Annotated in this window: 24 protein-coding genes and 1 other annotated feature; of the genes, 15 read left to right on the forward strand and 9 right to left on the reverse strand. The window is 55.6% G+C overall.

Features of this window, described 5'->3' with window-relative positions; genetic code table 11:
* Window positions 1–6: 6 nt before the first annotated feature.
* The 6 genes from FN633_RS08400 to acrA all read right to left on the reverse strand — a co-directional run bounded on the left by FN633_RS08400 (window position 7) and on the right by acrA (window position 6,786).
* Window positions 7–501 carry a YlaC family protein gene (locus FN633_RS08400; protein ID WP_154057399.1) on the reverse strand — a complete coding sequence of 165 codons (495 nt, stop codon included), beginning with the start codon at window positions 499–501 and terminating at the stop codon, window positions 7–9.
* A 102-nt stretch (window positions 502–603) separates the two neighbouring features.
* Entirely contained in the window at window positions 604–1,170 is a 567-nt protein-coding gene (gene maa / locus FN633_RS08405) for a maltose O-acetyltransferase (RefSeq protein ID WP_154057400.1), read from the reverse strand.
* A 181-nt stretch (window positions 1,171–1,351) separates the two neighbouring features.
* Window positions 1,352–1,570: an HHA domain-containing protein gene (locus FN633_RS08410; protein ID WP_042391642.1), complete on the reverse strand. Its 219-nt coding sequence runs from the start codon at window positions 1,568–1,570 to the stop codon at window positions 1,352–1,354.
* Between the two features lie 27 nt (window positions 1,571–1,597).
* On the reverse strand, window positions 1,598–1,972 hold the full coding sequence (gene tomB, locus FN633_RS08415) for an Hha toxicity modulator TomB (RefSeq protein ID WP_042391644.1): 375 nt from the start codon (window positions 1,970–1,972) through the stop codon (window positions 1,598–1,600).
* A gap of 436 nt (window positions 1,973–2,408) precedes the next feature.
* Window positions 2,409–5,558: a multidrug efflux RND transporter permease subunit AcrB gene (gene acrB, locus FN633_RS08420; protein ID WP_154057401.1), complete on the reverse strand. Its 3,150-nt coding sequence runs from the start codon at window positions 5,556–5,558 to the stop codon at window positions 2,409–2,411.
* 22 nt (window positions 5,559–5,580) lie between these two features.
* Window positions 5,581–6,786 (reverse strand): multidrug efflux RND transporter periplasmic adaptor subunit AcrA, encoded by a 1,206-nt coding sequence (gene acrA, locus FN633_RS08425; protein WP_154057402.1) that lies wholly within the window; start codon window positions 6,784–6,786, stop codon window positions 5,581–5,583.
* Between the two features lie 142 nt (window positions 6,787–6,928).
* On the opposite strand from acrA, the gene acrR reads away from it, so the two are divergent.
* Both acrR and mscK read left to right on the forward strand, forming a co-directional pair.
* Entirely contained in the window at window positions 6,929–7,582 is a 654-nt protein-coding gene (gene acrR, locus FN633_RS08430) for a multidrug efflux transporter transcriptional repressor AcrR (RefSeq protein WP_154057403.1), read from the forward strand.
* A gap of 178 nt (window positions 7,583–7,760) precedes the next feature.
* Window positions 7,761–11,066 carry a mechanosensitive channel MscK gene (gene mscK, locus FN633_RS08435; RefSeq protein ID WP_425049187.1) on the forward strand — a complete coding sequence of 1,102 codons (3,306 nt, stop codon included), beginning with the start codon at window positions 7,761–7,763 and terminating at the stop codon, window positions 11,064–11,066.
* Window positions 11,067–11,072: 6 nt separating this feature from the next.
* On the opposite strand, the gene rsmS is transcribed toward mscK, so the two are convergent.
* A complete protein-coding gene (gene rsmS, locus FN633_RS08440; RefSeq protein WP_072015242.1) occupies window positions 11,073–11,231 on the reverse strand; it encodes a pleiotropic regulatory protein RsmS in 159 nt (52 codons plus the stop codon).
* 17 nt (window positions 11,232–11,248) lie between these two features.
* Window positions 11,249–11,776, reverse strand: a complete 528-nt coding sequence (gene priC / locus FN633_RS08445) for a primosomal replication protein N'' (protein ID WP_042391652.1) — start codon at window positions 11,774–11,776, stop codon at window positions 11,249–11,251.
* Window positions 11,777–11,842: 66 nt separating this feature from the next.
* Between priC and FN633_RS08450 the strand changes: the two genes are divergently transcribed.
* The 13 genes from FN633_RS08450 (at window position 11,843) to FN633_RS08510 (ending at window position 24,502) form a co-directional block, all read left to right on the forward strand.
* Window positions 11,843–12,232: a DUF454 family protein gene (locus FN633_RS08450; protein ID WP_042391653.1), complete on the forward strand. Its 390-nt coding sequence runs from the start codon at window positions 11,843–11,845 to the stop codon at window positions 12,230–12,232.
* 150 nt (window positions 12,233–12,382) lie between these two features.
* Window positions 12,383–12,934, forward strand: a complete 552-nt coding sequence (gene apt / locus FN633_RS08455) for an adenine phosphoribosyltransferase (RefSeq protein WP_042391654.1) — start codon at window positions 12,383–12,385, stop codon at window positions 12,932–12,934.
* Window positions 12,935–13,028: 94 nt separating this feature from the next.
* Window positions 13,029–14,957, forward strand: coding sequence for a DNA polymerase III subunit gamma/tau (dnaX, locus tag FN633_RS08460; protein ID WP_154057405.1), 1,929 nt, complete (start codon window positions 13,029–13,031; stop codon window positions 14,955–14,957).
* Window positions 14,290–14,354 (forward strand) — a sequence feature (DnaX frameshifting element). Its footprint overlaps the gene before it by 65 nt.
* A 53-nt stretch (window positions 14,958–15,010) precedes the next feature.
* Window positions 15,011–15,343: a YbaB/EbfC family nucleoid-associated protein gene (locus FN633_RS08465; protein WP_042391656.1), complete on the forward strand. Its 333-nt coding sequence runs from the start codon at window positions 15,011–15,013 to the stop codon at window positions 15,341–15,343.
* On the forward strand, window positions 15,343–15,951 hold the full coding sequence (recR, locus tag FN633_RS08470; RefSeq protein ID WP_154057406.1) for a recombination mediator RecR: 609 nt from the start codon (window positions 15,343–15,345) through the stop codon (window positions 15,949–15,951). The genes FN633_RS08465 and recR overlap by 1 nt, the downstream gene beginning before the upstream one ends.
* Before the next feature lie 97 nt (window positions 15,952–16,048).
* Window positions 16,049–17,923, forward strand: coding sequence for a molecular chaperone HtpG (gene htpG, locus FN633_RS08475; protein WP_154057407.1), 1,875 nt, complete (start codon window positions 16,049–16,051; stop codon window positions 17,921–17,923).
* 200 nt (window positions 17,924–18,123) lie between these two features.
* Entirely contained in the window at window positions 18,124–18,768 is a 645-nt protein-coding gene (adk, locus tag FN633_RS08480; protein ID WP_042391662.1) for an adenylate kinase, read from the forward strand.
* A gap of 177 nt (window positions 18,769–18,945) precedes the next feature.
* Window positions 18,946–19,908 (forward strand): ferrochelatase, encoded by a 963-nt coding sequence (gene hemH / locus FN633_RS08485; RefSeq protein WP_154057408.1) that lies wholly within the window; start codon window positions 18,946–18,948, stop codon window positions 19,906–19,908.
* Window positions 19,909–19,972: 64 nt separating this feature from the next.
* The gene (locus FN633_RS08490; RefSeq protein ID WP_154057409.1) at window positions 19,973–21,277 is read left to right on the forward strand and encodes an inosine/guanosine kinase; all 1,305 of its coding nucleotides are present in this window, start codon (window positions 19,973–19,975) and stop codon (window positions 21,275–21,277) included.
* Window positions 21,278–21,662: 385 nt separating this feature from the next.
* Window positions 21,663–22,013 carry a multidrug/spermidine efflux SMR transporter subunit MdtJ gene (gene mdtJ / locus FN633_RS08495; protein WP_154057410.1) on the forward strand — a complete coding sequence of 117 codons (351 nt, stop codon included), beginning with the start codon at window positions 21,663–21,665 and terminating at the stop codon, window positions 22,011–22,013.
* Complete coding sequence (gene mdtI, locus FN633_RS08500) at window positions 22,000–22,329, forward strand: multidrug/spermidine efflux SMR transporter subunit MdtI (protein WP_154057411.1); 330 nt, start codon at window positions 22,000–22,002, stop codon at window positions 22,327–22,329. The genes mdtJ and mdtI overlap by 14 nt, the downstream gene beginning before the upstream one ends.
* 130 nt (window positions 22,330–22,459) lie before the next feature.
* The gene (locus FN633_RS08505; RefSeq protein WP_154057412.1) at window positions 22,460–23,443 is read left to right on the forward strand and encodes a DUF1852 domain-containing protein; all 984 of its coding nucleotides are present in this window, start codon (window positions 22,460–22,462) and stop codon (window positions 23,441–23,443) included.
* A 27-nt stretch (window positions 23,444–23,470) separates the two neighbouring features.
* Window positions 23,471–24,502 (forward strand): methionine synthase, encoded by a 1,032-nt coding sequence (locus FN633_RS08510; protein WP_154057413.1) that lies wholly within the window; start codon window positions 23,471–23,473, stop codon window positions 24,500–24,502.
* 86 nt (window positions 24,503–24,588) lie between these two features.
* Here FN633_RS08510 and FN633_RS08515 read toward each other — a convergent pair whose 3' ends face one another.
* On the reverse strand, window positions 24,589–24,870 hold the full coding sequence (locus tag FN633_RS08515) for a biofilm development regulator YmgB/AriR family protein (RefSeq protein WP_208673983.1): 282 nt from the start codon (window positions 24,868–24,870) through the stop codon (window positions 24,589–24,591).
* Between the last annotated feature and the right edge of the window lie 304 nt (window positions 24,871–25,174).

Consider the following 25,174-nt stretch of genomic DNA (forward strand, 5'->3'; position numbering starts at 1 on the left):
ACTGGCTCAAGAAGCGACCTGTGGCTGAGCGTGCGGCCCTGCTTTAGGCTTTGTCAGGGAGTAAACGTCATAAAACGAAAGCTCGCCCTTTTTCTGCACCATCTGCTGCAGCTGGCTCTTTTGTGCGGCCTCGACCTTAGGCGACTGCATAATGGCCTCGATCAGCTCAGGCGGCACCATACGCGTGTTGTACCACTCGCCGTTATAGCAGACGCGGAAATCGAGCACGTCGATATCCTCATAACGGTAGCGCGGGTAGACGTCGAAAAAGAAGAAGCCGTTCAGCAGGGCGAAAAGCACCACCAGCAGCCAGACGGATCCAGCCAGCGTCTCGGACTGGAGCATCACCGCCAGGGTAGCAAACCAGCCAACATACATGCCGATAAAGAGCCAGGGATGGTTGCGGATAAAGCTAATGCTGAAGCGTGGCCGATTGTCACGCTTCTCGCGAATATTTAGCTCATTAATCGTTTGGGTAAGCAGTCGCTCTATTTCTGTCATTTTTTACCTTTGGGGATCGGACAAAACGCAGGTGAAACAGCCTATTTTACGATCCCCGCCGATAAAAAAAAGTAACAGCCAGGCAACAAAAAAGCATAACAGTTACGCCGAAGCCGCTGGCAGCTTTTTAATAATCCGTGCGGGGTTTCCCGCCACTACCACGTCGTCAGGGATATCGCGGATCACCACGCTGCCAGAGCCGATAACCACATTGTTGCCAATGGTCACGCCCGGGTTTATCACGGCCCGACCGCCGACCCAGACGTTATTGCCAATGGTCACGGGCGCGCCGAACTCTAATCCGCTGTTACGTTCGGTTGCATCAAGCGGATGGGTGGCGGTATAGATATGCACCCCTGGGGCGAACATACAGTTATCGCCAATATGGATAGGGCAGACATCCAGCATCACGCAGTCAAAGTTGGCATAAAAATCGTTGCCGAGAAAAATGTTGTAGCCGTAGTCGCAGCGGAAGTTCGGCTCGATATAGGCATTGCCGCTTTTACCGAGCAGCTCGGCAAGCAGGCCGCGCCGTTCGCTCTTTTCGGTAGGGCTGGAGTGGTTGTACTGGTGCAGCAGCTCCCTGGCACGCAGGCGATCTGCCCGTAATGTTTCATCGCCAGATCGGTAGAGCTGCCCGGCAATCATTTTCTGCTTTTCTGTACTCATGGCTATCTCACTGTTAAACGTAACAGGAACATCCTGGAGGGAGATAGCCTGAAAGAGTATCGCGCTGAGTTGAGTATGTGATTGAGATCACATTACTTTATGAGACAAAAGCCCGGCGCTCAAACCCATCAAAACACGTCTGATAAAGGCGGCGAGAAACGGCTATGACACGGTGCGCAGACTAACGAACAAACTTCCACACGGATGAGGGGATTTTGTCATACAGTTTATTCATGGTCAGTTCAGCCAGGCGATGATCGGCCGCGGAATAAAAGACCGTTAACTCGTTGTCAGACAGTTCGTATTTATTTTTCTCAATCACGCGTTCAAGCGTATCAATTGTCTGACAGCGTCGTAGGCGCATCAAATAATCTACTTTGGTTAAGGGTTTATCAGACATAAATTCACCTATGTATTTGTAATAGTTTTAACAGGACAGACTAACAGGGTTAGCCTTGCTCACATTAACAAAACAGCGAAACAGGCGATTGCCGGATTTGCGCCATTTCTGCAAGTCTTCTGTGCTAATGCCATAGCTACTGAACAGCATGAACGTGTCGTCCAGGTATTCATCGATCTGAGCGATCAGTTTATTATCTTCATTATACTTAATTTTATAATTAAGTGCGAAGGTCGCAATATGCTCAATCAGCTCGTTTAACTGCAAATTGATTGCTGACGTAGGGTCGTTAACCCAGCCGTGATGACTCTCTTCAAGGTTAGACAGGCAATCATGGTACAACGTTTCGCAAAGAAATTTCAGCTGCGCGACATCATGCCTTTTTGGCGAGTATTCGTCCATAACGTATCCCCTTCTAAGTGGCTTTTTTTTTCACATGGAACACCGTTTCGGGATGGATACCTCCTTGAGGTCGGCGTCTAAGCTGCTCTTACGCCTCAATTTAACTATAAGTCACTCTGAAAAAGATTTCCTGGAGCGATTACGAAAAATTACAATTATCCTCTTTTGCTTTCGTTTTTCACTAAGCTATAGGGTTGAACCATGCCTGCCTGTATGTTACCCACTAAGAATAGTCTTACGTTAAGATGCTTTTACTATTAATTAAGAATATCTTCACTTCTTAAGATAATCCCTTAAGCCTTAAGAATTATGCGACTTATATTTGTTACAGAAATTAACGCAATAAACAATAAGCCTTCATGATGATTTTCAGGCGAATAATGAAAAAGGCCGCTTGCGCGGCCTTTGATTCACAAACTCCAGGTTTCAGAGTGGATTAGTGATGCTCAACCGGATGGCTGTGCTCCACGTCTTCAGATTTGCGGCTAAAGCGGCGGCGAACCACCACGAAGAACACCGGTACAAAGAAGACGGCCAGTACGGTTGCGGTCACCATCCCACCCATTACGCCAGTACCTACGGCGTTCTGTGCGCCAGAGCCTGCACCGGTGCTGATAACCAGCGGCATAACGCCGAGGATAAACGCCAGCGAGGTCATCAGGATAGGACGCAGACGCATACGTACTGCCTCAAGCGTCGCCTCGATCAGCCCTTTACCCTCTTTCTCCATCAGATCCTTGGCGAACTCGACGATCAATATCGCGTTCTTCGCCGACAGGCCGATGGTGGTCAGCAGGCCCACCTGGAAGTAAACGTCGTTGCCCAGCCCGCGGAACGTTGCCGCCAGCAGCGCACCGATAACCCCGAGCGGAACAACCAGCATGACCGAGAAGGGAATCGACCAGCTCTCGTACAGCGCTGCCAGACAGAGGAAGACCACGATCAGCGAGATAGCGTACAGGGCAGGGGCCTGGTTACCAGAGAGACGCTCCTGGTAGGACATGCCCGTCCAGTCATAGCCCACGCCCGCAGGCAGCGTGCCTGCCAGCTGCTCCATCATATCCATCGCTTCACCGGTACTCTTACCGGGACCCGCTTCACCAAGGATCTCCATTGACGGCAGACCGTTATAGCGCTCCAGACGCGGTGAACCATACTCCCAGTGCGACGTAGAGAAGGCGGAGAACGGAACCATCTGACCATCGCTACCGCGCACGTACCAGTTATTGATATCGCTTGGCAGCATACGGTATTTGGCCTGTGACATGACGTAGACCTTCTTCACGCGACCGCGGTCGATGAAGTCGTTAACGTAGCTGCCACCCCAGGCGGTACCCAGCGTTGTATTAATATCGCTAATGGAAACGCCCAGCGCCTGCGCTTTCTCCTGATCGATATCGATCTTGAACTGCGGCGTATCTTCTAGGCCGTTCGGACGTACGCCCACCAGCAGATCGGGGTGCTTGGCTACTTCGCCGAGCAGCTGATTACGCGCCTGCATCAGCTTGTCATGGCCGAGGTTGCCCTGATCAATCAGCTGGAAGTCGAAGCCGGTTGCCGTACCCAGCTCAACAATCGCCGGCAGGTTAAAGGCGAAGACCATCGCATCTTTAATCTGTGAGAAACGTGCGCTGGCACGACCCGCAATGGCCGGAACCTTGTTCTCTGCCCCCGCACGCTCTTCCCAGTTTTTCAGCGAGACGAACGCGATACCGGTGTTCTGACCACGACCCGAGAAGCCGAAGCCGTTAACGCTAAACACAGAGTTCACGTTCGCTTTTTCGTCTTTCAGGTAGTAGTCAGTAACCTCATCGAGCACCTTCTGCGTACGCTCCTGAGTGGCCCCTGCTGGCAGCTGCGCCATGGTTAAGAACACACCCTGGTCTTCATCCGGCAGGAACGAGCTTGGCAGACGGACAAACAGGAACGCCATACCCGCAACGATGATGATATAGAGCAGCAGATAACGACCGGTGCTGCGCAGAATATTGCCTACGCTGTCGGTGTAGTGGTGCGTGCTCTTATCAAACATGCGGTTAAACCAGCCGAAGAAGCCTTTTTTGCCTTCGCCGTGGTCGCCTTTGGCGATGGGCTTCAGCATGGTGGCACAGAGGGCTGGCGTCAGGATCAGCGCAACAATAACCGACAGCACCATCGCCGAAACGATAGTAATCGAGAACTGACGATAGATTGCACCGGTCGAGCCGCCGAAGAAGGCCATCGGGATAAATACCGCTGACAGCACAAGGGCAATACCCACCAGTGCGCCCTGAATCTGCCCCATCGATTTCCGCGTGGCCTCTTTAGGAGACAGTCCCTCTTCAGCCATCACACGTTCGACGTTCTCTACTACCACGATGGCGTCATCAACCAGCAGGCCGATGGCCAGCACCATACCAAACATGGTGAGGGTGTTTATCGAGTAGCCGAAGGCGGCAAGGATGGCGAAGGTACCCAGCAATACCACCGGAACGGCAATCGTTGGGATCAGCGTTGCACGGAAGTTTTGCAGGAACAGGTACATTACCAGGAACACCAGCACGATCGCTTCGACCAGCGTTTTCACCACTTCGTTAATGGAGATTTTAACGAACGGCGTGGTGTCGTACGGGTAGACCACCTGCAGGCCTGCCGGGAAGGTCGGCTTCAAGGACTCAATGGTCGCACGTACGGCATTCGCGGTATCCAGCGCGTTAGCACCGGTCGCCAGTTTGATCCCCAGACCAGAGGCGGGCTGACCATTATACTTAGCGATAACGTCGTAGTTCTCACCGCCCAGTTCAATCTCTGCCACGTCACGCAGGCGAACCTGGGAGCCATCCGGGTTTACCTTCAGCAGGATCTTACCAAACTCTTCCGTCGAGGTGAGTCGGGTCTGAGCGATAATCGAGGCGTTCAGCTGCTGCCCTTTCACCGGCGGTGTGCCGCCGAGCTGACCTGCGGCTACCTGGGCGTTCTGCGCCTTAATCGCGTTGATTACATCGACCGGCGTGAGCTGGAAGTTGTTCAGCTTGTTCGGATCCATCCAGATACGCATCGCGTACTGGGCACCAAACAGCTGTACGTCACCGACGCCCGCGGTACGGCTAACCGGATCTTTCACCGTTGCGCCCACGTAGTCAGCGATATCTTCCTGGGTCATCGAGCCATCGGTGTTGATCATCCCCAGCACCATCAGGAAGCTACTGGATGACTTCTCAACGCTGACGCCCTGCTGCTGTACTTCCTGCGGCAGCAGCGGCATGGCCAGCTGCAGTTTGTTCTGCACCTGAACCTGCGCGATGTCCGCATCGGTACCGGAGTTAAAGGTCAGGGTGATCTGTACCGAGCCAGACGAGTCACTGGTGGAGGACATGTAAAGCAGGCCATCGATACCGTTCATGTTCTGTTCGATAACCTGCGTCACGGTATCCTGCACCGTTTTCGCATCTGCGCCAGGGTAGTTTGCTGAGACCGTCACCGCCGGTGGCGCAATCGAAGGATATTGCGCTACCGGCAAGTTGAGGATCGAAAGCGCCCCCGCCAGCATGATAATGATCGCGATAACCCATGCGAAGATGGGGCGATCGATAAAAAACTTAGACATGTCTTAACGGCTCCTGTTTAAGTTAAGACTTCGTTTGTTCTGACTGGGCGCCAGCTGCAGCTTGCTCTTTCTTGTCAGAAGCCTGATCGGTATTTACTTCCTGCACTTTTACCTGCGCGCCCGGCCGAACTTTCTGCAGGCCGGTGACGATCACGCGATCGCCATCTTTCAGGCCGCCGGTGACCAGCCACTTATCGCCAATCGCCTGCGAGGTCTGCACCTGGCGGACTTCAACCTTATCGCCTTCGCCCACGACCATGGCAGACGCCTCACCGCGCGGCGTGCGGGTGATACCCTGCTGAGGAACCAGCAGCGCGTTCGGATTCAGACCCTCTTCCAGACGGGCGCGAACGAACATGCCCGGCAGCAGCGTCTGATCCGGGTTAGGGACGATAGCGCGCAGGGTGATAGAGCCGGTGGTTTGATCCACGGTGACGTCAGAGAACTCCAGGGTACCGGTCTGCGGGAAGGTCGCGCCGTCATTGGTGAGCAGCTCAACTTTCGCTTTGCCGTTCTCCTGCTTCAGGGTGCCTTTCTCCAGCTCCTGCTTCAGACGCAGATAATCATTGCTGGACTGGGTGACGTCCACATAGATCGGATCGAGCTGCTGCACGGTCGCCAGCGCATTTGTCTGGCCGGTCTGCACCAGCGCGCCTTCGGTTACCGACGACTTACCAATGCGGCCGCTGATAGGGGAGGTCACTTTGGTATAGGCCAGGTTGATACGTGCGGTTTCGACGGCGGCTTTGGCGGCCACGACCGAGGCGTTAGCCTGCTGCGCTTCTGCTTGGGCGTTATCGAAATCTTGCTGACTGATGTATTTAGTACCAATCAGGCTCTGGTAGCGCTTAAGGGTAACCTGAGCAATATTTGCCGCGGCCTGGGCGCGCGCTAAATCGCCTTTTGCGCTCTCATAGGAAGCCTGGTAGGTGGCTGGATCGATTTGATAAAGCGAGACACCCGCTTCAACGTCGCTGCCCTCGGTGAAGTTACGTTTCAAAATGATGCCGCTAACCTGCGGTCTGACTTCAGCTACGCGATACGCGCTGGTGCGGCCTGGCAGTTCAGTAGTCATCTGCAGAGGTGCGGATTTGAGTGTCACAATGCCCACTTCTGGCGCTTGCTGTGCGCCTTGTTGAGCCGGTTTATCATCACATCCTGTTAGCGCTAAGCTGCCCGAAAGCATCAGAACGGCCGCCAGAGGGGTAAATCCTCTGTTTTTGTTCATAGGTAAACCTCGAGTGTCCGATTTCAAATTGATCAGTGGATCAAACGCCCACAAACCCATTGCTGCGTTTATATTATCGTCATGCTATGGTACATACATTCATAAATGTATGTAAATCTGACTCCCATAAAATCACCTACATATGGCACGAAAAACCAAACAACAGGCTCTGGAGACGCGTCAGCACATTTTAGATGTCGCCATGCGGCTGTTTTCAACGCACGGCGTCTCCAAGACGTCTCTGGCAGACATTGCGCAGGCTGCGGGTGTCACGCGTGGCGCAATCTATTGGCACTTCAAAAATAAGTCAGATTTATTTGGTGAAATTTGGGAGCTGTCAGAGTCCAGTATTGGCGATCTCGAGCTTGAGTATCAGGCAAAATTCCCTGATGATCCACTCTCAGTTTTACGCGAACTACTGGTCTATATCCTTGAAGCAACCGTTGTCGAAGAGCGTCGCCGGTTAATGATGGAAATCATTTTCCACAAGTGTGAGTTTGTCGGCGAAATGGCCATAGTGCAACAGGCACAGCGTAATTTATGCCTCGAAAGTTACGATCGTATTGAACAGACCCTCAGCCACTGTATTAAAGCGAAAATGCTGCCTGCTAATTTGCTCACCCGTCGGGCAGCCATTTTGATGCGCAGCTACATCTCCGGCATTATGGAGAACTGGCTCTTCTCACCACAAACGTTTGATCTTAAACAGGAGGCGCGTGACTACGTCGCTATCCTGCTGGAGATGTTCCAGCTCTGCCCAACCATGCGGGCAACGCCAGGCCTGCTCAACGCCTGATTTTCCTGCATAACGCCAGGAAATATCCTGGAGGCTATGCGCATTGCTATGTTGTCCCAGACGGGCGTGATATTCTCTGCGCGTGGTCAGTCCCGGCCCGCTTTCCCGTAAAGAAACCATTCATCTAAAAATTATGCTGCACTCCATACGCTCGCAAAATTCGCTCTCCGCTTTTGCCATGGTGCTGGTGCTTATCGTAAGCCTGTTTACGACGGCGTCGTACGCCCGCGCCAGTACCGATCTGCCTGCCCGTGCAGAGGTGCAAAGCCAGCTTGATGCGCTAAATAAGCAAAAAGACCCTACGCCGCAGGACAAGCTCGTCATTGACGATCTGATGCAAACCCTGGATACCCTCGATAAGATCGAGCGGGTCAAGCAGGAGACTACCCAGCTTCGCCAGAAGGTTGCCCAGGCACCGGATAAGATGCGCGAGGCGACGGATGGGCTTAACGCGCTCAGCGATAAAGATAACGATGACGAAACGCGCAAAACCCTGGCGACGCTCTCGCTGCGCCAGCTGGAGTCGCGGGTCTCGCAGCTGCTGGACAATCTCCAGACCGCGCAGAACGATCTCGCGACCTACAACAGCCAGCTGGTAGCGCTGCAAACCCAGCCGGAGCGGGTGCAGAACGCCATGTACGCCGCTTCGCAGCAGCTTCAGCAGATCCGTAACCGCCTGAACGGTACCGGGGCAGGGGAGGGCGCGCTGCGGCCGACCCAGCAGACGCTGCTGCTGGCCCAGCAGGCACTGCTGAATGCCGAGATTGACCAGCAGCGTAAAAGCCTTGAAGGCAACACCACCCTGCAGGATACCCTGCAAAAGCAGCGCGACTACGTCACGGCCAACAGCAACCGTCTGGAGCATCAGCTCCAGCTCCTGCAGGAGGCGGTCAACAGCAAGCGTCTGACGCTGACGGAAAAAACCGCCCAGGAGGCCGTCACGCCGGACGAAACCGCGCGTATCCAGGCCAACCCGCTGGTGAAACAGGAGCTGGAGCTTAACCACCAGCTCAGCCAGCGGCTGATCGACGCCACGGAAAACGGCAACGCGCTGGTTCAGCAGAATATCAAAGTTAAAAACTGGCTCGATCGCGCCCTACAGTCCGAACGCAATATCAAAGAGCAGATCTCGGTGCTGAAGGGGAGCCTGCTGCTGTCGCGCATTCTCTACCAGCAGCAGCAGACGCTGCCCTCCGCCGACGAGCTGGAGGATATGACCAACCGCATCGCCGACCTGCGTCTTGAGCAGTTTGAGATTAACCAGCAGCGCGATGCCCTGTTCCAGAGCGACGCCTTCGTCGGCAAGCTGGAGGAGGGGCACGCCAGCGAGGTAAACGATGAGGTGCACGATGCGTTGCTGCAGGTCGTCGATATGCGCCGTGAGCTGCTCGACCAGCTCAATAAGCAGCTCGGCAACCAGTTGATGATGGCCATCAACCTGCAGGTTAACCAGCAGCAGCTGATGAGCGTGTCGACCAGCTTGCAAGAGGTGCTGACCCAGCAGATCTTCTGGGTGAACAGCAACAAACCGATGGACTGGGAGTGGATCAAGGCCTTCCCACAGGCGGTTAAAGAGCAGTTCCGCACCATGAAAATCACCGTAAACTGGGAGAAAGCTTGGCCTGCGGTCGCCATTGCGTTTCTGGCCGGGCTGCCACTGCTGCTGATTGCAGGCCTGATCCGTTGGCGTCTGGGCTGGCTGAAGCAGTACCAGGCGCGCCTGGCGGATGAGGTGGGCCAGCTGCGTAACGACAGTCAGGGGCACACGCCAAAGGCGATCCTCATCGACCTGATCCGCGCCCTGCCGGTCTGTCTGCTGATCCTGGCGGCGGGGCTGATCCTGCTCACCATGCAGCTCAATATTAGCGAGCTGCTGTGGGCCTTCAGTAAAAAGCTGGCGCTTTTCTGGCTGGTGTTCGGCGTGTGCTGGAAGGTGCTGGAAAAAGACGGCGTTGCGGTAACCCACTTCGGCATGCCGCCGCAGCTAACCAGCCACTGGCGTCGCCAAATCGTCCGCGTCAGCCTGGCTCTGCTGCCGCTGCACTTCTGGTCGGTGGTCTCCGAGCTGTCGCCGCTGCATCTGATGGATGACGTCACCGGGCAGATTGTGATCTTCCTGAACCTGCTGGTGATCAGCGCTCTGGTATGGCCGATGTGCCGCGACAGCTGGCGCGATAAGGAGTCCCACGCCCTGCGCCTGCTGACCGTGACGGTACTCTCTATTGTGCCGGTGGCGCTGATGGTGCTGACGGCAACGGGCTACTTCTACACCACGCTGCGCCTCTCTGGCCGCTGGATTGAGACCGTCTACCTGGTGATTATCTGGAATCTCCTTTACCAGACGGTGCTGCGCGGGCTTAGCGTGGCGGCTCGCCGTATCGCCTACCGTCGTGCACTGGCCCGTCGGCAGAACCTGGTGAAGGAGGGGGCCGAGGGTGCGGAGCCGCAGGAGGAGCCGACCATCGCCCTTGAGCAGGTCAACCAGCAGACGCTGCGTATCACCATGCTGGTAATGGTGGCGCTGTTTGGCCTCGTCTTCTGGGCAATTTGGTCCGATCTGATCACCGTGTTCGCCTACCTCGACAGCATTACGCTCTGGCACTACAACGGCATGGAGGCGGGGGCCAGCGTGGTGAAAAGCGTCACCATGGGTAGCCTGCTATTTGCGCTCATTGCGGCGATGGTGGCCTGGGCGCTGATCCGCAACCTGCCTGGGCTGTTGGAGGTGCTGGTGCTTTCGCGCCTGAAGATGCGCCAGGGGGCGTCCTACGCCATCACCACCATCCTTAACTATGTGATTATCGCTGCGGGTGCGATGATGGTATTTGGCTCGCTGGGCGTATCGTGGGACAAACTCCAGTGGCTGGCGGCGGCGCTGTCGGTCGGTCTTGGTTTTGGCTTACAGGAGATATTCGGTAACTTCGTCGCCGGTATTATTATCCTGTTTGAGCGCCCGGTGCGCATCGGTGATACGGTGACCATCGGCACCTTCTCCGGGACGGTTAACAAGATCCGTATCCGTGCCACCACCATTACCGACTTTGACCGCAAAGAGGTGATCATCCCGAACAAAGCCTTTGTGACCGAGCGCCTGATCAACTGGTCGCTCTCCGATACCATTACCCGCGTGGTGGTGCGTCTTGGGGTAGCCTACGGCTCCGATCTCGATAAGGTGAAGGCGGTGCTGCTGAAGGCGGCGATGGATCATCCGAAGGTGATGCACGATCCGGAACCGGCGGTCTTCTTTACGACCTTTGGCCCGAGTACCCTGGATCACGAGCTGCGCCTCTACGTGCGTGAGCTGCGGGATCGCAGCTACACCGTGGATGAACTGAACCGCACTATCGATCGGCTGTGCCGCGAGAACGGCATCGACATTGCGTTCAATCAGCTGGAAGTGCACCTGCGCAATGCGAAAGGTGAAGAGCTGACCGAGGTAAAACGCGACCTGAACGACGACAACAGCGCGCCTGCTATCGCCTGACCGATTTTAAGAACGCGTATCCTGCAGCGGGACTTTTTTCTCAAAGTCCCGCTTTACTATCTCCAGCGCTTTCAGCACGGTTTCCGGCGCAATAGCGTGCTCTTCCAGCAGCATAATCAGATCCACCGCCAGCTTGACCTCTTCCGGCGCATTTTCCAGCGACATATTCACTCCTTTATTCCCTAGCGCGTTAATCGGGCCAGTACGTTCTCAATCCGCGCCAGTGCGCTGCGACAGCGTGCCAGCCTGCCTTCGAGCGCCACGACGTCGCGCTGTAACGTTTGCTGCTCTTCAAAACCGGTGGCTCTGGCGAGCAGCAGCTCGCGGGCGCGTTTCATCTCCTGAAGACGGCGCTCGTACTGCTGATGCTGTAGCCGCTTGCGCTGCCATTTGGTCACCCCCGGGGAGGCACTGTCCCACTCCCGTAGCGACCAGGTGGCCGTTTCCCGGGTAAGGGCGGCGAGCTGTGACGAGAGATGCTCCGCCAGCCAGGCTACCTGCGGCAGCTGTCCGGCATCCACCGCGTGGCGCAGCGCGGCGAGATTATGGTCAACCTCATCCAGGCAGGCGCGCATTAACGTGCTGCGGGTTTGAAACAGATGGCGGTCAAAGCGTGCGCTGACGGTCGCGTGGTGTGCCAGCGGTGCAGCCCGCTCACGCAGGGAGGCGAGCTGTTTTTCCAGTGAATCTAAAAGCAAAGCCGTTTTCAACAATCTCTCCCCTGTATTCATCAGGGCTATGCTACATTAGCCAAAAAGCCCGATAACGATCCTATTATGCAACGTACTCTGTTAATTATCATCGGCTGGCTGGCGGTTGCGCTCGGCACGCTTGGCGTCGTGCTGCCAGTGTTGCCCACCACGCCCTTTATTCTGTTAGCCGCCTGGTGCTTTGCCCGATCCTCTCCCCGTTTTCACGCCTGGCTGCTCTATCGCTCCTGGTTTGGCGGCTATCTTCGCCACTGGCAGCAGTACCGTGCGATGCCCCCCGGCGCAAAACCCCGTGCCATCGTGATTATCCTCCTGACGTTCGCGATTTCACTCTGGCTAGTTAAGCTGATGTGGGTCCGTTTTCTGCTGCTGGCGATCCTCGCCTGCCTGCTGATATTTATGTGGCGCATCCCGGTCGTTGATAAGGCGGTTGATGAAAAGCAACAAAAGCAGTAAAGCGCACTCAAGCTTATTGCATTTGTCCCGTTCTGCCAGTACATTCGACCGTTTTCGAGCACGGGCACGTTTGGTTAAATGTTAAACAATAGTTACATTAACCTGCAACGCGTGCAGTGAGTATGACCGTTTCTAGCAGGCAAAAAATCCATGACAGCAACTGCGCAGCAGCTTGAGTATTTAAAAGACAGCATTAAAAGCATTCAGGACTATCCGAAACCGGGGATCCTGTTCCGGGATGTCACCAGTTTGCTGGAAGATCCGAAAGCGTATGCTCTCAGCATTGAACTGCTGGTCGCGCGTTTCAAAGACGCAGGCATTACCAAAGTGGTCGGTACCGAAGCCCGTGGCTTCCTGTTTGGCGCGCCGGTCGCCCTGGCGCTGGGCGTTGGCTTTGTGCCGGTGCGTAAGCCGCGCAAGCTGCCGCGTGAAACCATCGCCGAGAGCTACGAGCTGGAGTACGGCACCGACCAGTTAGAGATCCACGTTGATGCCATCAAGCCGGGCGATAAAGTGCTGGTGGTGGACGATCTGCTGGCGACCGGCGGTACCATTGAAGCCACCGTTAAGCTGATCCGCCGCCTGGGTGGTGACGTGACCGACGCTGCCTTTATTATCAACCTGTTTGATATCGGTGGCGAAGAGCGTCTGGCGAAGCAGGGGATCACCTGTTACAGCCTGGTGCCGTTCCCCGGTCACTGATTGCCATCCGTCAGTACACAGTCTCGCTGTTAAGGCGAGGCTGTGATAGCATTGCCCCTCGTATATCCACCTTCCAGCGTTCCAGAGCCTGCCCATGAGTTATCAGGTCTTAGCCCGTAAGTGGCGACCACAAACTTTTGCTGACGTCGTCGGTCAGGAGCATGTGCTGACTGCACTGGCGAACGGCTTATCGTTAGGACGCATTCATCATGCGTATCTCTTTTCCGGTACCCGTGGCGTCGGAAAGACCTCTATTGCCCGTTTGCTGGCGAAGGGGCTGAACTGCGAGACCGGCATCACCGCTACGCCGTGCGGCGTGTGCGACAACTGCCGTGAGATCGAGCAGGGGCGCTTTGTCGATCTGATTGAGATCGACGCCGCCTCGCGTACCAAAGTTGAAGATACCCGCGATCTGCTGGATAACGTCCAGTACGCGCCAGCCCGTGGACGCTTCAAAGTCTACCTGATAGACGAAGTGCATATGCTGTCGCGCCACAGCTTTAACGCCCTGCTGAAGACCCTTGAAGAGCCACCGGCGCACGTCAAGTTCCTGCTGGCGACCACCGATCCGCAGAAGCTGCCGGTGACAATCCTCTCCCGCTGCCTGCAGTTTCATCTTAAGGCGCTGGACGTGGATCAGATCCGCCAGCAGCTTGAGCACATTCTCGACGAAGAGAAGATCCACCACGAACCGCGCGCCCTACAGCTGCTGGCTCGGGCCGCCGACGGCAGCCTGCGCGACGCCCTTAGCCTGACCGATCAGGCGATTGCCAGCGGCGACGGCCAGCTCACTGCCCAAGCGGTGAGCCAGATGCTCGGCACGCTGGACGACGATCAGGCGCTGTCGCTGATTGAGGCGCTGGTGGAGGCCAACGGTGAACGGGTGATGGCGCTGGTTAACGAGGCGGCCGCCCGTGGCGTAGAGTGGGAGGCGCTGCTGGTTGAGATGCAGACCCTGCTACACCGCATCGCGATGGTACAGCTCTCGCCCTCCGCGCTCGGCAGCGATATGGCGGCCATCGAGCAGCGCCTGCGCGAGCTGGCGCGCACCGTACCGCCGGGCGACGTCCAGCTCTACTACCAGACGATGCTGATTGGTCGCAAAGAGCTGCCGTTTGCGCCGGACCGGCGGATGGGCATAGAGATGACCCTGCTGCGGGCGCTGGCGTTCCATCCGCGTATGCCGCTGCCGGAGCCGAGCGTGCCGGCCCAGGACTTCTCTCCCGTTGCCCCGACGGCAGTCCTGACGCCGGATCAGGTGCCGCCATCGCCGCCCCCTGCTGCGCCGCGTAGCGATGCGCCGCTGTCGGACACCACCAGCCAGGTGCTGGCCGCCCGCAGTCAGCTGCAGCGTGCTCAGGGAGCGACCAAAGCAAAAAAGAGTGAACCGGCAGCGGCAACCCGCACGCGGCCGGTGAATAACGCTGCGCTTGAGCGGCTGGCATCGGTCACCGAGCGCATCCAGACGCGCCCGGCCGCCGCCGCCCAGGAGCAAGCGCCGGTAAAAAAAGAGGCCTACCGCTGGAAGACCACTCTGGTTACCGAAGAGGTAAAAGAGGTGGTCGCCACGCCGAAGGCGCTGAAGAAAGCCCTTGAGCATGAGCGGACGCCGGAGCTGGCGCAAAAGCTTGCCGAAGAGTCGATTAAGCGCGATCCGTGGGCAGCAGAAGTCAGTCGGCTCAGCCTGCCTAAACTGGTTGAACAGGTGGCGCTCAACGCGTGGAAAGAGCAGGAGGGGAGCCGTATCTGCCTGCACCTGCGCACTACCCAGCGGCACCTTAACTCCCCCGGTACGCTAAAAGTTTTAGGTGAGGCACTTAACACCCTGTACGGTTCAGCGGTTGAAGTGTCTATCATTGAAGATGATAATCCCGCGATGCGCACTCCCCTGGAGTGGCGTCAGGCGATTTACGAAGAGATGCTTGCGCAGGCGCGCGAGTCGATTATTGCGGATAGCAACATCCAGACCCTGCAACGGTTTTTCGATGCGGATCTGGATGAAGAGAGCATTCGCCCTATTTGATCGTAAGTTTGACTTACGGTTGTCATTTTTAACGTGAATGAAGAGAGAAGCCTATGTTTGGTGGTAAAGGCGGTCTGGGTAACCTGATGAAACAGGCCCAGCAGATGCAAGAAAAGATGCAGCAGATGCAGGAAGAGATTGCGAAGCTGGAAGTCACCGGTGAATCCGGTGCGGGTCTGGTGAAGGTCACCATCAACGGCGCGCACAACTGCCGTCGCGTGGAGATTGACCCAAGCCTGCTGGAAGACGACAAAGATATGCTGGAAGATCTCGTTGCAGCGGCCTTCAACGATGCGGCGCGCCGTATTGAAGAGACTCAGAAAGAGAAGATGGCAGGCGTCTCCTCCGGTATGCAGCTGCCGCCGGGCTTTAAGATGCCGTTCTAATGCAGACCAGTCCGCTGCTGACGCAGCTTATGGAAGCCCTGCGCTGCCTGCCGGGCGTTGGCCCGAAATCGGCGCAGCGCATGGCCTTTACGCTTCTGCAGCGCGATCGCAGCGGCGGAATGCGCCTTGCCCAGGCCCTGACGCGGGCGATGTCGGAGATTGGTCACTGCGCCGACTGCCATACCTTCACCGAGCAGGAAGTGTGTAACATCTGCGCGAACCCGCGTCGCCAGGAGAACGGTCAGATCTGCGTGGTAGAGAGTCCGGCGGACATCTACGCCATTGAGCAGACCGGGCAGTTCTCTGGTCGCTACTTCGTGCTGATGGGGCACCTGTCGCCGCTCGACGGCATCGGCCCGAACGATATCGGGCTCGATCGGCTGGAGCAGCGCCTGGAGCGTGAGCAGCTGAAAGAGGTGATCCTCGCCACCAACCCCACGGTGGAAGGGGAGGCGACCGCCAACTACATCGCCGAGCTGTGCGGGCAGTATGGCGTTGACGCCAGCCGCATCGCCCACGGTGTGCCGGTAGGCGGCGAGCTTGAGATGGTTGACGGCACCACGCTCTCCCACTCGCTGGCAGGACGCCATAAGATCCGCATTTCGTAAAAAAAACGGGGGCATTTTTCTGCCCCCGCTTGAAATCCTGTTCTCCTGGCCCCATTTTCCCCTCAACACCAAATGGCATTGTTGAGGTATTTTTTCGATGAAAGGACAAGAAACACGCGGCTTCCAGTCAGAAGTAAAACAGCTTCTGCATCTGATGATCCATTCTCTCTACTCCAACAAAGAGATCTTCCTGCGTGAGCTTATCTCTAACGCCTCGGATGCGGCAGACAAGCTGCGTTTCCGTGCGTTGTCAAAACCCGAGCTGTACGAGGGTGACGGTGAGCTACGCGTGCGCGTCTCCTTTGATAAAGAGAAGCGTACTCTGACCATTGCCGACAACGGTATTGGTATGAACCGCGACGAAGTGATTGACCATCTGGGTACGATTGCTAAGTCCGGCACCAAAGCATTTCTCCAGTCTATGGGCTCCGACCAGGCAAAAGATAGCCAGCTGATTGGCCAGTTCGGCGTGGGCTTCTACTCGGCGTTTATCGTTGCCGATAAAGTCACCGTACGCACCCGTGCGGCGGGCGACAGCGCAGAGAACGGCGTGTTCTGGGAATCCGCAGGCGAGGGCGACTACACCGTTGCCGATATCACCAAAGAGGATCGCGGGACCGAAATTACTCTGCACCTGCGCGAAGGCGAAGATGACTTCCTCAACGACTGGCGCGTACGCTCGATCATCAGCAAATACTCCGACCATATCGCGCTGCCGGTAGAGATCGAGAAGCACGATGAGCAGGATGGCGAAACCGTCATCAGCTGGGAGAAGATCAACAAGGCCCAGGCGCTCTGGACGCGCAGCAAGTCCGAAATCAGCGACGACGAGTACAAAGAGTTCTACAAGCATATTGCCCACGACTTCACCGATCCGCTGGCCTGGAGCCACAATCGCGTAGAGGGCAAGCAGGAGTACACCAGCCTGCTCTACATTCCGGCCCAGGCACCGTGGGATATGTGGAACCGCGATCACAAGCACGGCCTGAAGCTCTACGTACAGCGCGTCTTCATCATGGACGAGGCTGAACAGTTCATGCCGAACTACCTGCGCTTCGTGCGTGGCCTGATTGACTCCAACGATCTGCCGCTGAACGTCTCCCGTGAAATTCTGCAGGACAGCTCCGTCACTCGCAACCTGCGTAGCGCCCTGACCAAACGTGCGCTGCAGATGCTTGAGAAGCTGGCAAAAGATGATGCCGAGAAATATCAGGGCTTCTGGAAACAGTTCGGCCTGGTGTTGAAAGAGGGTCCGGCGGAAGATAGCGCGAACCAGGAGGCAATTGCCAAACTGCTGCGCTTTGCCTCTACCCATACCGACTCTGCCGAGCAGACGGTGGCGCTGGCGGACTACGTCTCCCGCATGAAAGAGGGCCAGGAGAAGATCTACTACATCACCGCTGACAGCTACGCCGCTGCGAAGAGCAGCCCGCACCTTGAGCTGCTGCGTAAGAAAGGCATCGAAGTGCTGCTGCTCTCCGATCGCATCGACGAGTGGATGATGAGCTACCTCACCGAGTTCGACGGCAAATCCTTCCAGTCGGTGGCAAAAGCCGATGAGTCGCTGGATAAGCTGAACGACGAGGTAGACGAAAGCGCGAAAGAGGCCGAGAAAGCGCTGGAGCCGTTCGTGGAACGCGTGAAAACCCTGCTGGGCGACCGCGTGAAAGAGGTACGCTTTACTCATCGCCTGACCGATACGCCGGCGATCGTCACAACCGACAACGACGAGATGAGCACCCAGATGGCGAAGCTGTTTGCCGCTGCGGGCCAGGCCGTGCCGGACGTGAAGTACATCTTCGAACTTAACCCGGATCACGTTCTGGTGAAGCGCACCGCCGATATTCAGGACGAAGCTCAGTTCAAAGCATGGATTGAACTGCTGCTGGATCAGGCCCTGTTTGCCGAGCGCGGCACGCTGGAAGATCCGAACCAGTTTATCCGCCGCATGAACCAGCTGCTGGTTTCTTAATCGCTCTACACACCGTTCCCTCTTGCCCCCGGCAAGGGGGAACGATTCAGCTGCTCAACTTCCCGCCGAACCCGCCTGCATAAGCCTCGCTTCCTTGTGGTGATACTGACTTTAGTGGTATGGTTTTCGCTTCAAACAACGTTGTATACCTGTCATCACTTATCTGGGTATAAAAATTCAAAACGTAGAGGAATTACGCAATGCGTATCATTTTGCTCGGCGCTCCGGGCGCAGGTAAAGGCACTCAGGCTCAGTTCATCATGGAGAAATACGGTATTCCGCAGATCTCCACCGGTGACATGCTTCGCGCCGCGGTTAAATCCGGCAGCGAGCTGGGCAAACAGGCTAAAGACATCATGGATGCTGGCAAGCTGGTGACTGACGAGCTGGTTATCGCGCTGGTAAAAGAGCGTATCGCCCAGGAAGATTGCCGTAACGGCTTCCTGCTGGACGGTTTCCCGCGCACTATTCCTCAGGCTGACGCAATGAAGGAAGCCGGTATCAACGTTGATTACGTGCTGGAGTTCGATGTGCCGGACGATCTGATCGTCGATCGTATCGTAGGCCGTCGCGTTCATGCTGCCTCTGGCCGCGTCTACCACATCAAATACAATCCGCCGAAGGTGGAAGGTAAAGACGACGTGACCGGCGAAGAGCTGAGCACCCGTAAAGACGATCAGGAAGAGACCGTGCGTAAGCGCCTGGTGGAGTACCATCAGCTGACCGCGCCGCTGATCGGCTACTACCAGAAAGAGGCTGAAGCTGGCCACACCAAATACGCGAAGGTTGATGGCACCCAGGCCGTTAGCGCCGTTCGCGCCGAGCTGGAAACCATTCTTGGTTAAGACCTCTCGGCTAAGAGCCCTCGGTTAAGCCTGCTTTCCCCGGTGCCTGCGCCGGGGATGTTCTTCCCCCATTTCCCCCAAGCTTTTCCCTTTCGCAGCAATGGGTTTCGTTTACGCCCGTTTCAGTTACAATTCTCACAGATAAATTTCTCAAGCTTAAATGAATACGAGGCGCGAATGAGTCACGCGAAAACCGGCATCCTGCTGGCGAATCTGGGCACACCCGATGCTCCCACCCCCGCAGCGGTCAAACGCTATCTTCGCCAGTTTTTAAGCGATCGACGCGTAGTGGATACGCCGCGACTGCTGTGGTGGCCGCTGCTGCGCGGCGTGATCCTGCCGATTCGCTCGCCGCGCGTGGCGAAGCTCTATCAATCCGTGTGGATGGAGGAGGGCTCGCCGCTGATGGTCTACAGCCGTCGCCAACAGCGGGCGCTGGCTGCTCGGCTGGCTGACGTGCCGGTGGCGCTGGGGATGAGCTACGGCTCGCCCTCGCTGGAGAGCGCGGTAGATGAGCTGATCGCTCAGGACGTAGAACACATTGTGGTTCTGCCGCTCTATCCGCAGTACTCCTGCTCAACCGTGGCCGCGGTCTGGGACGAGCTGGGGCGTATTCTGCAACGTAAGCGCAGCATTCCCGGTATCTCATTGATCCGTGACTATGCCGACAACCGGTCGTACATTGACGCGCTGGCTAACAGCGTGCGCGCCTCCTTTGCCCGCCACGGCGAGCCGGATCTGCTCCTGCTCTCCTATCACGGCATTCCCCAGCGCTATGCGGAAGAGGGCGACGTCTATCCCCAGCGCTGCCGCGATACCACCCGCGAGCTGGTTTCGGCCCTCGGCGTGCCGCCGGAGAAGGTGATGATGACCTTCCAGTCGCGCTTTGGCCGCGAGCCGTGGCTGACCCCCTATACCGACGAGACGCTGAAGATGCTCGGCGAGAAAGGCGTAAAGCATATTCAGGTCATCTGTCCGGGCTTCTCCTCCGACTGTCTGGAGACGCTGGAGGAGATTGCGGTGCAGAACCGGGAATTTTTCCTCGAGGCGGGCGGGGAGAAATATGAATATATTCCTGCGCTTAATGATTCTGCCGATCATATTGATATGATGCTGGACCTGACGGCCCCCTACCGCTAATCGCGCCCGGTGCCGGGAGTGTGCTACCATTCCCGGCCCAATTGGTCATTCGTAGCAAACGTGCATGAAATTTCCCGGTAAACGCAAATCCAAACACTATTTTCCTGTTAACGCCCGCGATCCGCTTCTGCAACAGAGCCAACCGGAGAGCGATGCCAATGCCTCATGGGTGGTCGGTATCGATCAGACGCTGGTGGATATTGAAGCCAAAGTGGACGATGCGTTTATCGAGCGCTATGCCCTCAGCGTCGGGCACTCGCTGATCATCAGCGACGAGGCCGCCGATGCGCTCTACAAAGAGCTGGTTCGCGACAACCTCATCACCCACCAGTTTGCTGGCGGCACTATCGGCAACACCATGCACAACTACTCCGTGCTGGCGGATGACCGCTCGGTGTTGCTGGGCGTAATGTGCAGCAACGTCGAAATCGGCGGCTACGCCTACCGCTACCTCTGTAACACCTCCAGCCGTACCGACCTTAACTATCTGCAGGGCGTTGACGGGCCGATTGGCCGCTGCTTTACGCTGGTCGGCGAGGCGGGGGAGCGCACCTTTGCTATCAGCCCTGGCTATATGAACCATCTACGCCCGGAGAGCATTCCCGAGTCGGTGATTGCCGGAGCCTCCGCGCTGGTGCTCTCCTCTTATCTGGTGCGCTGCAAGCCAGGCGAGCCGATGCGTGAGGCGACCATGAAGGCGGTGGAGTACGCCAAAAAGCACAACGTGCCGGTGGTGCTGACCCTCGGCACCAAGTACGTGATTGCCGATAACCCCGAGTGGTGGCGCGACTTCCTCAAGGAAAACGTCTCGATCCTCGCGATGAACGAGGAGGAGGCCGAAGCGCTGACCGGGCTGAGCGACCCGCTGCTGGCCTGCGATAAGGCGCTGGACTGGGTTGACCTGGTACTCTGCACCGCCGGTCCGGTCGGACTGTACATGGCAGGCTTTACCGAGGAGTCGGCGAAGCGTAAAACCCAGCATCCGCTGCTGCCGGGAGCTATCGCTGAGTTTAACCAGTACGAGTTTAGCCGGGCGATGCGTCACCAGGACTGTGAACAGCCGCTGCGTATCTTCTCCCACATTGCACCGTACATGGGCGGGCCGGAGAAGATCATGAATACCAACGGCGCGGGCGATGGCGCACTGGCCGCGCTGCTGCACGATATCACTGCCAATAATTTCCACCGCAGCAACGTGCCTAACTCCAGCAAGCATAACTACACCTGGCTGACCTACTCATCGCTGGCTCAGGTGTGTAAGTACGCTAACCGCGTTAGCTACCAGGTACTGAACCAGCACTCGCCGCGTCTGACGCGTGGCCTGCCGGAGCGGGAAGATAGCCTGGAAGAGTCCTACTGGGAGCGTTAATAGCGAGCCCGCCAGCGGCGGGCTTGAATTTCTCTGTTAAAGGCACGGTATTATTTAGCGGCTGCGTAAAGAAATGAAAAAATCCCGATAAACAGAGTGGGATTATGCCAGAATAAGACCGTGTTTAACTACCGAGGACAATTTTTCATCCACACTGAGGAAAAGCAACAACGTGGATAAGTTGTAAAATTATGAACAAGATGTTCGCACCCATAATGATTATTCGCTCCTGCCTTCACACTGAATCCCACTGTTCGATCTGCGACCAGCACTGGCGCTCTGCGCTATAGTTCCGCTCTCTCCTTTTACTCAAAATTTAATTTTACTCTGCTAACACGCCTATTTTTGCGTGGCGGATATCTGTTTCTCATTAAGGAGAGAAATTATGCGCTATTGGATTTTATTAGCCCTGGCCATCGTGGCTGAAATAACCGGCACGCTGTCGATGAAATGGGCCAGCGTCAACGATGACAAAGCAGGATTTATTTTTATGCTGGTGATGATCGCCCTGTCATATATTTTCCTGTCATTTGCCGTAAAACGCATTGCCCTGGGCGTTGCCTATGCCATCTGGGAGGGCCTGGGTATTTTATTAATTACGCTGTTTAGCGTGGTGCTGTTCGATGAAACCTTATCGGCGATGAAAGTTGTAGGCTTACTCACTCTGGTAACAGGCGTTGCGCTGATCAAATCCGGCACGCTGGCACGCAAGGAGCAGCAGCATGACTACGTTTAATATGGTGCATATTGCCTGGCTGGCGCTGGCGATTGGTTTAGAGATCGTTGCCAACATCGCCCTTAAATACTCCAATGGCTTTCGTCGGCCTCTGCACGGTGTAGTGTCTCTTGTTGCCGTGCTGGCCGCGTTTAGTGCCCTGTCGCAGGCGGTGAAGGGTATTGATCTCTCCGTCGCCTATGCGCTATGGGGCAGTTTTGGCCTGGTCGCTACCGTGGCAGCAGGTTGGGTACTGTTTGGTCAGCGACTGAACCGAACGGGCTGGCTGGGTGTAGCCTTGCTAACCGCAGGCGTGGTGCTCATCAAGCTGGCCTGATGAAAAATGCGCAGGCTCGCATGACGATCGTGAAAGTTCTTCATGTTGAATGAAATTAAATCACTTTTACTCCCGCAGTGACTCAGGCATAAAGTGATCATGTTATTAACAATAGATCATACAGATTACGATGAATAACGCGATTACATTTAACGTGAAGAGCCTCCGCTTCGACGAGAATTATAATCCCTCGGAGAGCACGCGTATCACCACTAACTTTGCTAATTTAGCGAGAGGTGAGAAACGCCAGGATAATTTGCACAATGCCTTAACGATGATCGAGAATCGGTTCAACGCCCTGGCACATTGGGACAATCCCAAAAGCGATCGCTACGCCGTTGAGCTGGACATCATCTCTGTCGAAATGAATATTGCGGTTGCAGGCAAGCGCAATGCTTTTCCGGTAATTGAAGTGTTGAAAACCACGATTGTCGATCGTAAAACGGATGCGCGCTTTGAAGGGATCGTAGGCAATAATTTCTCGTCTTACGTTCGCGACTATGATTTTAGCGTCCTGCTGTACGAGCATAACAAAAGCGGTGCGGGATTTAGCACGCCGGATAACTTTGGCGACCTGCACGGCAATATATTTAAGCGGTTTGTTGAATCAGATTGCTACAAAGAGAAATTTACCAAAGCGCCGGTGATCTGCTTAAGCGTATCGAGTAAAAACGTCTATCAGCGGACGGGCAATCAGCACCCGGTACTGGGCATTGAGTATCAGCAGGACAGTGCCTCCCTGACCGATCGCTATTTTGCCAAAATGGGGCTGCAGGTGCGCTTTTTCATGCCGCAGGGTAGCGTTGCACCGCTGGCGTTCTATTTTGCGGGCGATCTGCTGCGTGACTACAGCGATCTGGAGCTTATCAGCACTATCAGCACGATGGAGACATTCCAGAAGATTTACCGGCCGGAGATCTATAACGCTAACTCAGCGGCAGGAAATGTCTATCAGCCCAGCCTGAACTACCGGGACTATTCGCTTACGCAAATTGTTTACGATCGAGAAGAACGCAGCAGGCTTGCGATTGAGCAGGGACGGTTTACCGAAGAGCACTTCATCAAACCTTACCAAAGCCTGCTAGAGCAATGGTCTGCTCAGTCCGTTCTTTGATTAACGATAACTATAAGGTCACCTGCTATGAAAAAATTATTACCCACTTCCACTGCGGGCAGCTTGCCCAAACCGGCCTGGCTCGCACAACCTGAGACCCTGTGGTCTCCCTGGAAATTGCAGGGTGACGAGCTGATCGAGGGCAAGCAGGATGCGCTGCGGTTGGGGCTGCAAGAGCAAGAGCAGGCGGGGATTGATATCGTCAGCGACGGCGAGCAAACCCGGCAGCACTTCGTCACGACGTTTATTGAGCACCTTAGCGGCGTTGATTTTGAAAAACGCGAGATCGTTAAGATCCGTAATCGCTATGATGCCAGCGTCCCGTCCGTAGTGGGTGAGGTAAGTCGCCAAAAGCCGGTGTTCGTTGAGGATGCCAAATTCTTACGTCAGCAGACCGATAGACCGATTAAATGGGCCCTGCCGGGGCCGATGACAATGATCGATACGCTCTATGATGGCCACTATAAAAGCCGTGAAAAGCTGGCCTGGGAGTTCGCCAAAATTCTTAATCAGGAAGCCAAAGAGCTGGAAGCGGCAGGGGTGGATATCATTCAGTTTGATGAGCCCGCGTTTAACGTCTTTTTTGATGAGGTCAATGACTGGGGCATTGCGGCGTTAGAAAGAGCCATTGAAGGACTCCAGTGCGAAACCGCCGTGCATATCTGCTATGGCTACGGCATCAAAGCCAATACCGACTGGAAAAAGACGCTGGGCTCCGAGTGGCGTCAATATGAAGAGATCTTCCCTAAGCTGCAAAAATCTAACATCGATATCGTCTCGCTGGAGTGTCAAAACTCTCACGTGCCAATGGAGCTCATTGAGCTTATTCGCGGCAAAAAAGTGATGATTGGCGCGATTGATGTGGCAACCAATACCATTGAGACACCGGAGCAGGTCGCCGAGACGCTGCGCAAGGCGCTTCAGTTCGTCGACGCCGATAAGCTCTATCCCTGCACCAACTGCGGCATGACGCCGTTGTCTCGTCGCGTCGCAAGAGGAAAGCTCAATGCGTTAAGCGCAGGCGCAGAGATTGTGCGTAGAGAGTTGCTGGCTAAATAAGGTAGTTAAAACACGTGCGAGGAAGACATAGTTAACCTGGAGTTAACTATGTCTAATAAACGTAGGTCTGGTCACCGCGGCCACGGTTAGCATACCGATTTGTTCGTTACCAGCATCAACGCCTCGCGTAAAATTGCCTGCTGAAACTCTCCAGACGATAGCTTCATTCTGACAATCAGCATCAGCTGGATCTCTTTGAATGTCAGGTTCTTACCAGACTTAAGCAACTCTGTTGAGATCGATCCGATCGCTTCCTCCGGACTGGCATATTCAGGTTGCAAAACAATCGCTGAGCCACCGTGAGCCGCTTCGACAAATATTTGGCAAGTGGTTGTACCTTTGATGTTATCAGAGGTTATTTTGTTCATTATGTGCCTTAACTGCATTGACTAGCGGGCTATTCTTCCTCGAATAACGCGGCTTAAATTTGATATCTGTCGTGCCAATGCTGTGAGATGTCCTTGCGAAAAATCGCACACAAGCGCTATCGAGCGCGCTGCATTAGACTAGATGGAAACATGTGAAAGCTGCTTAATCAGCTTATTGGGGATGAGGTGCACCCGCATCGATTCGAGGGCAACAAACCTGCTAGAGGATGTGGTCTGGACGATCACCAGACATCCTCATCTTAACACCTTTCTAAGCTTTAGGTGAAATCTTTACATGTTGTTT

Source organism: Pseudescherichia vulneris (assembly GCF_902164725.1).
Lineage (GTDB): Bacteria > Pseudomonadota > Gammaproteobacteria > Enterobacterales > Enterobacteriaceae > Pseudescherichia > Pseudescherichia vulneris.

Excerpts from the sequence above, each read along its gene's own strand:
- FN633_RS08400 (WP_154057399.1), bottom strand. The coding sequence starts at position 501 with ATGACAGAAATAGAGCGACTGCTTACCCAAACGATTAATGAGCTAAAT.
- maa (WP_154057400.1), bottom strand. The coding sequence starts at position 1,170 with ATGAGTACAGAAAAGCAGAAAATGATTGCCGGGCAGCTCTACCGATCT.
- FN633_RS08410 (WP_042391642.1), bottom strand. The coding sequence starts at position 1,570 with ATGTCTGATAAACCCTTAACCAAAGTAGATTATTTGATGCGCCTACGA.
- tomB (WP_042391644.1), bottom strand. The coding sequence starts at position 1,972 with ATGGACGAATACTCGCCAAAAAGGCATGATGTCGCGCAGCTGAAATTT.
- acrB (WP_154057401.1), bottom strand. The coding sequence starts at position 5,558 with ATGTCTAAGTTTTTTATCGATCGCCCCATCTTCGCATGGGTTATCGCG.
- acrA (WP_154057402.1), bottom strand. The coding sequence starts at position 6,786 with ATGAACAAAAACAGAGGATTTACCCCTCTGGCGGCCGTTCTGATGCTT.
- acrR (WP_154057403.1), top strand. The coding sequence starts at position 6,929 with ATGGCACGAAAAACCAAACAACAGGCTCTGGAGACGCGTCAGCACATT.
- mscK (WP_425049187.1), top strand. The coding sequence starts at position 7,761 with ATGGTGCTGGTGCTTATCGTAAGCCTGTTTACGACGGCGTCGTACGCC.
- rsmS (WP_072015242.1), bottom strand. The coding sequence starts at position 11,231 with ATGTCGCTGGAAAATGCGCCGGAAGAGGTCAAGCTGGCGGTGGATCTG.
- FN633_RS08450 (WP_042391653.1), top strand. The coding sequence starts at position 11,843 with ATGCAACGTACTCTGTTAATTATCATCGGCTGGCTGGCGGTTGCGCTC.
- apt (WP_042391654.1), top strand. The coding sequence starts at position 12,383 with ATGACAGCAACTGCGCAGCAGCTTGAGTATTTAAAAGACAGCATTAAA.
- dnaX (WP_154057405.1), top strand. The coding sequence starts at position 13,029 with ATGAGTTATCAGGTCTTAGCCCGTAAGTGGCGACCACAAACTTTTGCT.
- FN633_RS08465 (WP_042391656.1), top strand. The coding sequence starts at position 15,011 with ATGTTTGGTGGTAAAGGCGGTCTGGGTAACCTGATGAAACAGGCCCAG.
- recR (WP_154057406.1), top strand. The coding sequence starts at position 15,343 with ATGCAGACCAGTCCGCTGCTGACGCAGCTTATGGAAGCCCTGCGCTGC.
- htpG (WP_154057407.1), top strand. The coding sequence starts at position 16,049 with ATGAAAGGACAAGAAACACGCGGCTTCCAGTCAGAAGTAAAACAGCTT.
- adk (WP_042391662.1), top strand. The coding sequence starts at position 18,124 with ATGCGTATCATTTTGCTCGGCGCTCCGGGCGCAGGTAAAGGCACTCAG.
- hemH (WP_154057408.1), top strand. The coding sequence starts at position 18,946 with ATGAGTCACGCGAAAACCGGCATCCTGCTGGCGAATCTGGGCACACCC.
- FN633_RS08490 (WP_154057409.1), top strand. The coding sequence starts at position 19,973 with ATGAAATTTCCCGGTAAACGCAAATCCAAACACTATTTTCCTGTTAAC.
- mdtJ (WP_154057410.1), top strand. The coding sequence starts at position 21,663 with ATGCGCTATTGGATTTTATTAGCCCTGGCCATCGTGGCTGAAATAACC.
- mdtI (WP_154057411.1), top strand. The coding sequence starts at position 22,000 with ATGACTACGTTTAATATGGTGCATATTGCCTGGCTGGCGCTGGCGATT.
- FN633_RS08505 (WP_154057412.1), top strand. The coding sequence starts at position 22,460 with ATGAATAACGCGATTACATTTAACGTGAAGAGCCTCCGCTTCGACGAG.
- FN633_RS08510 (WP_154057413.1), top strand. The coding sequence starts at position 23,471 with ATGAAAAAATTATTACCCACTTCCACTGCGGGCAGCTTGCCCAAACCG.
- FN633_RS08515 (WP_208673983.1), bottom strand. The coding sequence starts at position 24,870 with ATGAACAAAATAACCTCTGATAACATCAAAGGTACAACCACTTGCCAA.